The sequence below is a fragment of the Nitrospira sp. M1 genome (assembly GCF_965152605.1).
The window spans coordinates 3,812,322-3,824,912 of sequence record NZ_OZ224217.1; the positions used below are offsets into that span (position 1 = coordinate 3,812,322).

At 47.6% G+C, this 12,591-nt stretch carries 9 protein-coding genes; 2 read left to right on the plus strand and 7 right to left on the minus strand.

All coding sequences use genetic code 11. The features are described 5' to 3' along the window. The first annotated feature begins 111 nt into the window (after window positions 1-111). Window positions 112-3,540: an acyl-[ACP]--phospholipid O-acyltransferase gene (locus ACWHX8_RS17170; RefSeq protein WP_447969356.1), complete on the plus strand. Its 3,429-nt coding sequence runs from the start codon at window positions 112-114 to the stop codon at window positions 3,538-3,540. Between the two features lie 99 nt (window positions 3,541-3,639). Here ACWHX8_RS17170 and ACWHX8_RS17175 read toward each other — a convergent pair whose 3' ends face one another. From ACWHX8_RS17175 to ACWHX8_RS17195, 5 genes are all read right to left on the minus strand, one after another. Then, entirely contained in the window at window positions 3,640-3,957 is a 318-nt protein-coding gene (locus ACWHX8_RS17175) for a putative signal transducing protein (RefSeq protein ID WP_447969357.1), read from the minus strand. Between the two features lie 82 nt (window positions 3,958-4,039). Then, the gene (locus tag ACWHX8_RS17180) at window positions 4,040-4,687 is read right to left on the minus strand and encodes an acyloxyacyl hydrolase (RefSeq protein WP_447969358.1); all 648 of its coding nucleotides are present in this window, start codon (window positions 4,685-4,687) and stop codon (window positions 4,040-4,042) included. A 529-nt stretch (window positions 4,688-5,216) separates the two neighbouring features. Continuing rightward, window positions 5,217-5,933: a PEP-CTERM sorting domain-containing protein gene (locus ACWHX8_RS17185; RefSeq protein WP_447969359.1), complete on the minus strand. Its 717-nt coding sequence runs from the start codon at window positions 5,931-5,933 to the stop codon at window positions 5,217-5,219. Between the two features lie 240 nt (window positions 5,934-6,173). Next, on the minus strand, window positions 6,174-6,749 hold the full coding sequence (locus ACWHX8_RS17190; protein ID WP_447969360.1) for a pilus assembly protein N-terminal domain-containing protein: 576 nt from the start codon (window positions 6,747-6,749) through the stop codon (window positions 6,174-6,176). Window positions 6,750-6,927: 178 nt separating this feature from the next. Continuing rightward, window positions 6,928-7,926: an L-histidine N(alpha)-methyltransferase gene (locus ACWHX8_RS17195; RefSeq protein ID WP_447969361.1), complete on the minus strand. Its 999-nt coding sequence runs from the start codon at window positions 7,924-7,926 to the stop codon at window positions 6,928-6,930. A 184-nt stretch (window positions 7,927-8,110) separates the two neighbouring features. Here ACWHX8_RS17195 and ACWHX8_RS17200 point away from each other — a divergent pair, with 184 nt between their 5' ends. Continuing rightward, on the plus strand, window positions 8,111-9,115 hold the full coding sequence (locus tag ACWHX8_RS17200; protein ID WP_447969362.1) for an iron-containing redox enzyme family protein: 1,005 nt from the start codon (window positions 8,111-8,113) through the stop codon (window positions 9,113-9,115). A 111-nt stretch (window positions 9,116-9,226) separates the two neighbouring features. Here the strand turns inward: ACWHX8_RS17200 and ACWHX8_RS17205 are convergent, their stop codons facing one another. Then, a complete protein-coding gene (locus ACWHX8_RS17205; RefSeq protein ID WP_447969363.1) occupies window positions 9,227-9,502 on the minus strand; it encodes a hypothetical protein in 276 nt (91 codons plus the stop codon). A gap of 182 nt (window positions 9,503-9,684) precedes the next feature. Continuing rightward, a complete protein-coding gene (locus tag ACWHX8_RS17210; RefSeq protein ID WP_447969364.1) occupies window positions 9,685-12,522 on the minus strand; it encodes a PAS domain S-box protein in 2,838 nt (945 codons plus the stop codon). Between the last annotated feature and the right edge of the window lie 69 nt (window positions 12,523-12,591).

Below are 12,591 nucleotides of genomic sequence, written 5' to 3' on the forward strand. Positions count from 1 at the left end.
CTAAAGGAAAAGCCTGATACAATCGATATGAATATACTATGAAGAACAAACGTTCGTTTCAAACCCGCCTATGCGTAGCATGACCTTATCCTTTCCATATCCAACAGACATATGACCTCATCATCCTCAACACATCCTCTTCGCGGCCTCCTGATTACACAATTTTGCGGAGCATTTAATGACAATGCATGGAAACTCATGGTGGCCCTCCTAGCCATTAAACAGGTCGCTGCCGAGTTAGGCGGGGCTGGAGCCGACTTTGAGACAGCAGCCCAGACACAAACCACGATCACCTTTGTGATCTTTACGCTACCCATGATGATTATCTCGGTTGTCGCTGGCGTTTTTTCCGACCGGTTTAGTAAACGAAGCGTCATCATCGCCATGAAATGGGTGGAAGTCGGATTCATGGCGCTTGGCACCGCTGCACTCTTTCATAATCCAGCAGGTGGTATCCTCCCCCTCATCATTTTGGCAGGTATGGGGGCCCAAAGTGCCCTGTATAGCCCTGCCAAATATGGAATCCTTCCTGAAATCCTGCCTCATGAGCGTCTCACGTCAGGAAATGGTTCAATAGAATTATGGACATTTGCCGCGATTATTACTGGAACGGCAGCCGGAGGCGTACTTCTTGATATGACTGGCGTGACCACATGGTTCGCAGGATTATTCCTCACAACGCTCGCCCTTGTCGGCTTAGTTGCCTGCTATGCCATTCCACATGTACCTCCCGCTCGTTCGGAAGGAGGCGTCTCTGCCACCATCGCGGCAGCATGGAAGGCGGTCCAATCTGACCAAATCCTGCGTTTTGGTATTTTGGGCGCGATTATGTTTTGGACTATTGCCAGCTTGGTCGGACAAGACATAATTATTTACGGAAAATCTGTCTTAGGACTATCCGATTCTCAGACCGGACTCCCCTTAGCAGCGTTTGGTGTAGGCATTGGAATCGGGGCGGTGCTTGCTGGAAAATTGTCAGGCCCCAAAGTTGAATATGGCCTGATCCCGTTAGGCGCCGTTGGGCTCAGCCTGTGCTTACTTATTCTGGGCCTTTCAACTCCACAGCTTTTCGGCACCCTCCTCTGGATGTGCTTGCTGGGTATTGCAAGCGGATTCGTCGTGGTTCCGATTAACGCACTTATTCAATGGCGCGCCCCTCACGACCGGCGCGGCGCAGTCATTGCCATGTCAAACTCAGCGGTATTCAGTGGAGTCTTATTCGGGTCATTAAGTGCGGGACTATTTTCAGGAATTGGCTTGAGCACCAGTGGCATTCTGATCGTGTCCGGTGGCCTCACATTGTGTGCCACCATATGGGGGTTAACCCTTCTGCCCGATGCGTTCCTTCGAGTAGTATTGAGTCTTTTTACGAATACGTTTTATCGGCTTACGATCTTGAATCGTGAACACGTCCCTCAAGAAGGGGGTGCATTACTGGTTGCAAACCATGTGTCCTTTATTGATGGTTTGTTGGTCTTAGCCAGCCTGGATCGTCCTGTACGATTCATTGTTGACCGGTATTACTACGAACACCCCCTCTTTCGCCGAATAGCTCACATTATGGGAGCTATTCCAATCTCTTCTACCGGTACGCCGCGAGAAATTCTCACCGCTCTTCGTGAAGCAGGACGCCATTTGGATGCTGGTGATTTAGTCTGCATCTTTCCAGAAGGTCAAATAACACGGACAGGAGGTCTCCTCCCATTCAGACAAGGATTTGAACGCATTGCCAAAGGCCGAGATGTCCCAATCATCCCCGTTCATCTCGATCGCGTATGGGGAAGTATCTTTAGTTTCATTGGTGGGAAATTTCTCACAAAACTCCCCGAGCGAATTCCGTACCCAGTCACGGTGTCATATGGAGCCCCGCTCCCTTCTGACACATCAGCGCATACCGTGCGGAAGGTCATCCAGGAAATAGGAGAGGCGGCGTGGCAAAAGCGCAAACCCAGTAGCCGGCCATTGCACCATTCTTTTGTCTGGGCAATGCGACGTCATCCCTTTCGATTCGCCTTTGGCGACCTCACACGGCCGAAAGTCTCTTGCCTTGAAGCCCTTACGGGCGCCATCGCATTGGCGCGAGCACTTCGTCCTCATTGGGAAGGACAACACACCGTCGGCATCTTGCTGCCTTCCAGCGTGGCCGGGGCGCTCACGAATGTCGCAGCGACTCTTTCCGGACGGACAACAGTCAATCTCAACTTCACGGCAGGACAAACAGGGATGGAATCAGCAGCCAAGCAAGCCAGCCTCCAAACGATCGTCACCAGCCGCATGTTCGTCGAAAAAGCGAAACTCGATCTTCCTGAAAACCTGACGATCATATGGCTTGAGGATATTCGGAAAACGATCACGTCAATCGAAAAGCTTCTCTCCATGTTCCTTGCCATTTTTGCTCCCATGACCGTTCTCGAACGAAGTGTTGGTGCCGCCTGCAGACCAACGATAGATGACCTGGCCACCATCATTTTCAGCAGTGGAAGCACCGGTGAACCAAAAGGCGTGATGTTGAGTCATTTTAATATCGACTCCAACGTGGAAGCCGTCGCCCAATCCTTACACATCGATAAACGAGATCGGATACTCGGCATTCTGCCGTTCTTTCATTCATTTGGATATCTTGCCACCCTCTGGTTTCCGGCCATTCATGGTGCCGGCGTGGTCTTTCATCCCTCGCCGCTCGATGCTGCGGCTATTGGAGCACTCGTTCATCAGCATCGCATGACCGTGCTTCTGACCACACCCACATTTCTTCAGCTTTACTTACGGCGGTGCACACCCGATCAGTTCGGCGCTCTTCGGATGGTCGTCACCGGAGCCGAAAAACTCTCCAATCGATTACTTGATGCCTTCGAAGAACGATTCGGTATTCGCCCTATTGAGGGTTATGGCGTCACGGAATGTTCGCCAGTCATTGCGGTCAATTGTCCTGACTTTCGCGCTGCCGGATTCTTTCAACCGGCATCTCGCCGCGGTACTGTTGGCCAATCCCTTCCCGGCGTCTCAATCCGAATCGTTGATCCAGATTCGTTTGAACCAGTACCGGTCGATTCTCCTGGCATGCTGCTCGTGAAAGGCCCAAATGTCATGAAAGGGTATTTACGACGAGAAGACTTGACCGAAAAAGCCATGCGCGACGGATGGTATATTACTGGAGATATTGCCAAAGTCGACGAAGACGGTTTTATCTCTATTACTGATCGCCTCTCTCGATTTTCAAAAATCGGAGGAGAAATGGTGCCACACGGGAAAGTGGAAGAAGCTCTGCATCATGCTGCACAGGCCGAAACGCAAGTCTTAGCGGTGACATCCGTCCCAGATGAAAAAAAGGGAGAGCAATTAGCCGTCTTGCACATGCTTGATGAAGAAGCTATACCCGAAATTCTCGACAACGTCTCCGCCAGTGGACTACCAAATCTATTTATCCCCCGCAAAGACCACTTTATCAAGGTCGAACAACTGCCCGTGCTCGGCACCGGGAAGCTAGACCTCCGTGCATTAAAACAAATCGCAAAAGATCGTCTTCACACACCGAGCTAATCACGGATACTGAGATTCGTGCATCATTGAAAACTTTCTAATTGACTTGATTATTGAAATATCCAAGCAATGGTGGGATAACGGGTCAACAAAAATCAATCAGGAATCCAGACGTTCTCTTCCACATTTCCAGCAGGTAGTAAATTCACCAGTATGGTGTTCACTGCAGCCTGTACAGGTCCAGGCCGAGCCTTCTGAGGGTGATGCGTCATCCCATTTGTCTAATATGCCCTTGGCTCTCTGAAACTCATCATCATTGATGACCCAGAGCTCTGGGAAGACTTCAGCAAAGGGAACTTCACCTGCCAGCGACGACCCCTGTTGATTTTTGATTGTGCAGAGAATGCCTTCTTGATCTAATATTTCCTTCCGCGACTCGACCTCAATAAGGCTCTGTGAAACAAAGAGTTTGAGCATCGACTAATTCGCTATCATCTTCATGTCGTAAAGTATCAAGCGTTCGGTTCCAAGAAAGTTAGGAGACTTCTTGGAATGGAAATTACGGAATAAAAAACGAAAATCCGCCACTAAACAACCAGGCATTCAATCCTACATTGCGCGTACCCGTATTGGCGTTTGAGATGTGGTGATATCGAATACTTGTGGTAAGCGCAAACCGTTCGGTGACAAAATAGTGAAGTCCTGGTCCGGTCTCCAGCACAAAGTTGAATCGCTGACTCTGCTCGGGAATTCTAGGCGCCAAGTCTGTCCACAACATCCCGGCACCGATATCCCAAAATGGCATCCACCGGCCAAATGACAGCAAATTATATTTCACCACAAGCGAACCGCCGAAGGCGTAGGCCGTGAACGGCTTGGAATATCGAGCCCCCAACGGCTCTGCAAGAACTTCGACATTCCCGCTCAACCACCCGGCATCGAATTCGTCTGTCACCACCATCCCAATTTGAGGAAGCACGAATACGGCTCGTTGATCCGAGGAAGGCTTGGTCCCATCCAAGCTGTTTTCCTTCCAGTACCCACCAATTACTCCGAGTTCAACCGTGCCTTTTTTCACGGTATCCCGTGCTTCAAACTCCGCAAAGACGGGTGTGACATCTATCGAGAGCAGACCCAACAGTACCCATGTCACGGCACACATTCCATAACACCCGACGAATCGAAAGAAACAGCTAGTCACAGGCATTGCAACAATTCCTCACCTATCAATAAACACCATTACCACGATGACAAAACGCCACATCTTACCCTTGAAGCCTGGCACGATCAACTCTGCAACATTCATAAACCAACACAGAATTTCACAAAATGCATACAACACCTCGATGCTTTTCTCAACGAGGTTCAGTACAATACAGTACGCTCCACTGACTGCTTCGCAATCATGCTACATGCACATTCATCAGAATCGGCACATGCCATCGAACGATTTGATACCATCAGCAAGCGCCTGAATAACGCTATGCGAACAATGGATCAACTCATTGATCGCGCCCACCAACTCAGCGCTGAAATCAACGATAGTTCTCATCCGCTGCACGAACATTCATAGGCTCATCCGATACACATTGCATCAAAGTAGGAAAAGCTTCATATGGTCATGAGGTATTGTGGGAATTGGGCTGTCGTAGAGTTGGGAAAAGCGACAAGAAAAAGAGCCTTACTCGGTTAGGAATAAGGCTCTTTCTATAATAGGTTACCGTATGTGCGTGACTCTACGTCAGTTGCCCTTTCCACCACCGCCATCCAACCAAGCCCATCAATCCGCTTCCAAAAAGCAGAATCGATGACGGCACGGGAACCGGAGTCTGTGGAACAGTGAGAGGCTCTGATAATGCATACAAAGTCCGAAATCCACTAGACGGAAACGAACCACGATCAATCCACAACGAATCAGCCAATCCACCAATCCCAAGAGTTGACAGTGAGGGGTCACCCAATACGTTGCTCGATTGCATTCCATCAATCCCCGTTCCCGTCCAAACGGTAGAACCCTTGCTATTACCAAACTCATCATATCTAATAGGTGCTTGAAGCGAACCATCCCACATATCCGCAAAACCTGAAGCCACGCGCTGGTCCACCAAGTTATACACAAACGTCGAGACGACGGCATTTTCTAAGGCAGACACTGCAGCCGTCGAAGCGATGGCACTCCACACAATACCGCCTAATGGGGATCCCACTCCAATACCAGCGGCATTCGCCGCATTCTGAACAAAAGCATTGTAATCGGCAATGTCTGTGGATAGCGCATTGCGAGTGCCACTCGATTGAAAAGCCAACTGATAGGAATCCCCAGGGTTTAATCCAGTGGGCAGAAGAATAGGCATCGCATGGATTGACGAGACTCCTCCCCAACTAACGACACCCAAAACACTCAGGAAGAGAAAGGTACGCAGACATTGAAATTTCAAACGACAGACGTTCATATTGGCCTCCCTGCCACATGGACATGACGTTCTCGACATGTTGTGTTGTGTAAATTGCGGGGAAAACTATGCCCCACAGGCTGATGTACGATTTTACTGTACAACAAGATAGACTTCTGTCAACTCTATGAGAACGTCACCATTCACCAACAATCAAGAAGGCTGAGAGAAGTCGGCAATTCCCTGAATAGCAGACTTCACCTATTGTTAACTTGCTACAGGGCAATCGCTCTAGCAGCGTTATTGATGAATAAATTTCAGAAAATTCAGAACTTTTTGCTGTGCATACGCACCAGCAACTTGTCCAATTTTGTCTTTGATATCTGCGCTTGACACTTGTCCGGTTAGCACGATGTGCTCATGGGCCGTCGTGATCACGATATTTTTTTCTTCGGGAAATAAGGTTGAAAGATTATGCCTGAACGCTTCCACGGGAAGATGCACGACCAGCTCGACAACCGCAGACAGCTTTTTGTCTTTATCCCATAAGGTGAGAGTCGTATACCCAATCGCCTTTCCTGATAAATATAGCTGCGTCGGACTTAAAATGAGTGAATCAGCCACCGCAGGATTCGCTACTGACGCATGCGAGAAGGGAAGAGGGAAGGCCAGCACCATCGCATGGCCCAGTGGAACGTGCTTCATCACTACCTTAGAAGTTCGAATATCGACGTGAGTTTCGATCGTCGCCGAGGCTCCCCCTTCATGAACTGGCTTGATGACCATTTTTTCCACCAATTCTTCGGCTAGAACATTAGATGAAATTCCTATGAACATTACAAGAAGAATACTACGCCAGAAATATCGGGTGTTCATTATGATGACTCCTCTCGCATGGATAGATAAATGACAATAGACAATTCATCATCACGATCAAAATATATTCGGGATATTCCATACTAGAATGTGGGCGATATCATGCTCAGACGTTGTTCAGACATCAACATCTTGAAGAACTGGGAACATTCAAACGATACCTCCCCAGCACATGACATTACGCCATGACCTCCCAGATAGAATTCACGAAGTGCTTATTCGCGTCAAAAAGATTTGCCACTATGCAGCATCCATTCTTCACGGCTAATGCCTCGATTTCGGAAAGGGTATACTTATACGAATGCTCTGTTTGCATGGCTTCCCACGCGCCGAAGGAAAATGTTTTGTTCAATACAGCAAAGCGAACATCTTGATCTCGGGTGCTGTAAATATAACTCTCAACAGCATGTGTTCTGGGATTATACTGGCCCTGCTGGACATACCGCTCTTTGACAAAATTTGCCCCAAGCTTCCTATTTATGACATCAAGGACATGAAGATTAAACTTCTCAAACACTCCGGTTGCATCATTGTATGCAGCATACAACGTCCTCGGGTGTTTCATGAGATCAAACCCAATCATCACATAATCGCCTTCGTTCAACAATTCACGCAGCTTTCGAACAAACTGTTGAGCCACCGGCAATTCCATATTTCCGATTGTCGAACCTAAAAAGAGCACCAAATTTCGAAGGTTGGATTGCGTACTAACCGTACGAAGTCCATCAAAATAATCAGCAGCCAACCCCGTGACTGACATGGTACTTTGTGAAAACTTCGACTCGAGAAAAGCGACGAGATTCTTAATGGCCCCTTCGGATATATCGATCGGCACATAGTCGAATATCAGCTGACTTTGAATAAAATGCTCAAGAAGAATCCGAGTTTTCCCTCCATCGCCAGCCCCGAGTTCAATCACTTGGAACTCCGTCTTTCCAAGAAGATCGGAGATAGTCTGTTTGTATGTCTGAAAAATCTCAATTTCACATTGAGCTGGATGATAACCAGGGAGTTGAGTAATTTCGGTAAAAATTTCACTGCCTCGATCATCGAAAATTAACCACGACGGCAAACGCTTTGGGTCTCGTGAGAGCCCTTCCATCACCGTCTGAGCAAACTGCACATCAGATGATACGGCTGCAGTACCAGACCGCAAGTTGTGAAAGGCAAATGACATAGATTTCCTTCTTGCGACAGAAAAGACAGAATCCAGGGTTTGCTCACCCTGATACGAGCTTGCTAGACTGTCAGTATGTAACATCCTTCGTGTGGTATTTTCATGTTTTTAGCCTTTCTTTATGAATCTTTCTTCTCTCCAGTCTCTCACTGCCCTTGAGTATCGCAATGCTCAGGAGTCGTTCATGCACCTTCTTCAGCATGATGACCTTGATCAATATGCAGCGAACTCACCCACATGCCTACAACCCTTCGAACAAGTTCTAGACCTGGCAATATCCGAAGCGTATGAAGATCAACCGTCGTCTCCGGACGCGCATCTTTTCCTTCAGCGGATCCTCTATCGCATCAATCGCTTAAAACTGTTTTGGTATGACAATCTCGAAAACTACGCCAATGAGAATTCAGCATTCCTCTTTTCCTTACGGACAAAAATTGAGACTGCTTGGCAGGCCTGGGAAACCAAACACCTCGACATCTCTTGTTTAAAGGAATTAGACGCCGAAACCGCATTACGCAAACGCACAGCAGAAGATCTTGACCCCGAACCATCGCAAACAGGGCTCTTTTTTCGCAACGACATGTCGCAAGCTGGCTATCGACACCTGCTGGCCATCACCTCTCTCGATGGACTCGTGGAAGCCAGCCAATTATCACGGGTGATTGGTGGCGTTGGAAACGAAGTCCAATCCATGCTTACAAAAATCTTAATGGAAGAGTATGGAGGAGGGAAATTAGCGAGGAAACATTCATCGTTTTTTTCGGCAATGCTAGCGGAGTTTGACCTGGACACTACGCCTGAAGCCTATATCGACATCGTCCCCTGGGAAGTGCTGGCTAATATCAATCACAGTTTTACCGTGTGCGAGCGAAAAAGAAATTTCTTGCGATATATTGGCAGCCTTCTTTATTTTGAAATCTCTGTTCCTGCCGCTTTCCAAAACTACAAAATGGCCGGTGAACGTCTTGGCTTACATGAGCAAGCCATCGGCTATTGGGACGTGCATATTAAAGAAGACCTCAGACATGGCCAATGGATGCTCAACGAAGTCGCCCTGCCACTCATCACCCGCTATCCAGATTCAGCCTGGGAACTCGTTTGGGGATACGACCAGCAACGGCTCCTCAGCGCCCGCGCTAGTCAAGCCATCGCCAAATGTGTCCAGCAAGTTGAGAACGCCTTAACTTGAAAGCAAAAAAGTTAGGCTTAACTTTTTCTTTGCTCTCTTATACTTTCCAGCTCATTCAATAACTTTTCGCTTGTCTTCTCTAGGACTTGCTTAAGGAAAAAACTAAACACATCAACCTTTGTTAAGCCGCCAACTCTTCTTTTTCTCATCTTGCCCATTTTCATCGACAAGTTCGACCAGCCCTTCTCGGTGAAGCATTTTCAACATCTCGCTGCAGGTATGATCTAATTCTGCACTTCCCATACTGTGCAATCCTGCTCGTCGCGCCACTTCCTCTTGGACAATACCTTTACCTTGCGGCACGGCATCTGGATGACTCCGAAGTACCTCTAAAACATGATCCTTGAGTTGATGGATAAGTTCTGATCCTCGTTGATGAAGATTCATGGCATCACCTCTCCTAAAATGGCTTCATAAATGACAACAATAATTTAGAGAAAAAGTGTGGGAGATAGACTAAAGAGAGTTCGTTTATCATCCTTTTCACTGTCTGCTCATCTCTGATCATTTCCCGTACCCTCTTTGTTCTTCTTACAGAGTAAACAGTACCTCTGCGTTGTATATAATGTTTACGACCTACTATGAGATTCCAGATGTGTCACATGCGTTTCGACACGAGCGTGCGGCAAGGAAAAGAAGAAAGTCGAACCTGTGCCAAGTGTTGACTCAACCCATATGCGCCCTCCGTGGAGTTCTACGATTTTTTTACAAATCGCGAGTCCGATGCCAGTTCCAGTATATTTCTTTTTCGTGTGAAGCCGTTGAAAGATGACAAAAATCCGTTCGGCATACTGCATGTCAAAGCCAATTCCATTATCACGGACGGCAATTTCCCACTGTTCAGGTTTTTCGATTGCCGAGACCTCAATCACTGGAGCCTGTGGCCCCCGGTACTTCAGTCCGTTTCCAATAAGATTCTGAAGTAATTGTTCCAATTGAATAGCATGTCCCGGAATAGTGGGAAGTGACCCAATGATCAGGGTTCCCTGGGTTTCAGACAGTACCTCTTCTAACGTCATTTTCACGTTTGCTGCAATCGTTTGCAAGTTAACGGGCTCTGGAGACAGCTCAAAACGAGTTACTCGAGAATAGGTCAGCAGGTCTTGGACCAATGCCTGCATACGAATCGCTCCGTCCACAATGGGCGGCAACAATTTCTCGGCTTCTTGCGGCAGGGAACCTTTGACACGCACTTCAAGCAATTCAGCAAAATTCCGGATCTTTCTAAGCGGCTCTTGGAGATCATGCGACGCGACGTAAGCAAACTGTTCCAATTCAGCATTCGAGCGACGAAGATCATCGATATAGCGCTCAAGGACAACTTCGGTACTTTTTTCCATCGTGATATCATTAAACGTTACGACGGCCCCGGTGACCAAACCCGACTCATCGCGGATGGGTGTACTGGTATATTCGACGGGGAAGCTGGTTCCGTTTTTACTCCAGAGCACCTCATTAGTAACACGAGACATATGCTTTTTCGATATGGCGCTAAAACAGGGACAATCTTGCTGAGGATAAGGCGATCCGTCTGATTTTGTGTGGTGAATCATTGAATGCATCGGTTGCCCCAAGAGTTCCGCTGGCTCATACCCCAACATGCGTGCTGCGGCAGGGTTGATAAATGTGGCATTTCCGTCCAGATCCATGCCATAGATCCCTTCCCCGGCTGAAGCCAAGATCAGTTCATTCTGCCGATGAAGCTGTTGGATTGCTTGCTCGCTTTGTCGCCGTGCCGTGATGTCAACAATTGACGCCAAGACAAAATGACCTTGATCGGTCGTCAAAGGATTCAAGCCGATTTCCACAGGAAATTCCGTCTGATCCTGTCGTAATCCATAAAGGTCCCACCCCTGTCCCATACTTCGCGGCTCTGGAAAAGCAAAGTAAGCTTCGCGATCACCGACGTGCTTCGCACGAAAACGTTCGGGAATGAGCGTTTCGATTGGCTGACCAATGAGAGATTCCCGTGAATAGCCAAACTGTTGCGTGACCATCTGATTGACCAACTCAATAATGCCCTGGTCATTGATCATGATCATGCCGCTGGGAGCCGCCTCCACAATGGTTCGCATTTGGGTTTCTTTCTGTGCCAAGGCCTCAGTCCGTTCCTCGACCTTTATGGCCATGGCATTGAACGACCTGAATAATTTCCCGATTTCATCCTGTGAGTAAACAGGAAGCATCGTCGGCCTTTCCCCACGTCCAACAGCCGTAGTTGCGTCATTAAGTTTTTTCAACGGCGCGACAATAAATCGAGCAAGAATGAAGGCTCCGATAAAGGCGAAAACTAATAAGGCAATACTGAGAAGGATCGCTTCTTTTTGTACCATCACAGCATTCGCAAAGACCTGGCGATACGAATCCTGAAACGCAACGATGACGAAATGTCTTGGATCTGTTGGATTTGGAAAAGCCTTGGTCATACCAATAAGAAAATCTTGTTGAACATTATTATAGATAAAGGGAGGTTCATGTTGAGAGGCATGTTCAATCCACGATGTCGCCTCTGGCACCATATCTTGCAGACGATTTCTTTGACCAAACACTATTCCGATCACTTTGTCAGGATCAGGATGAAAAACAAACTCTCCGGCACTATTAGTAACATACAAGACTTGCTGAGATTTAAGATTTGCCTGAAGATTTGAAAAAAGGTGACGCATGTCCACATTCACCACGATAAGTCCAAACACGTCTCCTGACGGCATAAAGACAGGGACCGATACTCTGAGCGTTGGAATGTACGGGCTCATCACCTTCCCATGCTCACGATTCAGCGTAATTTGGGAATAGTAGGGTTTCCCTGCCAATTGCTTCACGGTATCTTGCACATAGACTTCATTCCCTTTTTCTTGCAATTCGGCCTCGGCAACTCTTTTAATTATCCCTCTTTGTTTTTCAACTCTCACAAGCTCTCGCCCATTATGGGCAACTCCAATGTATCGAATCTGAAAGTAGTCAGACTTGGCTTCAAGCATTTCTGTAAAGATGGTTGCCAAACGATTCTTCCATTGACGCACGTTGAATCCTTGAACCTCGTTCATGCCGTTAACACCGAGAAGACGTACGAGTGCCTGAACGGGAAGCATACGTTCAAGCATATGTACATCCTCTGCAAATCGTTTCATGTCAGTTGAGAGACGGACACTCATCAGACGGGCATCCGTCCCAACATTCGAGGTGAGTTCTTTCACTAACGCCGCGTTAAACCTTTCAGAAGTCCAGTAAAACACGGTACCCCACGTCGCCAGGACTAACGTGCAGACAAGTATGGTGACTTTGGTTCGGAATCCAAACGGGAAGGACGTCGCTGAAAAAATATTCAGATATTGAAGAGAGTGAGGGACCACGGCCAGACCTAAATATATGGCATCGTCGATCAGAAAGAATACGACATCATACACAACCTATATACTGTGTAATGATTGCAAGCAAAGGCCTATTCTGCATAAACCCAGATTATCACAGCATAA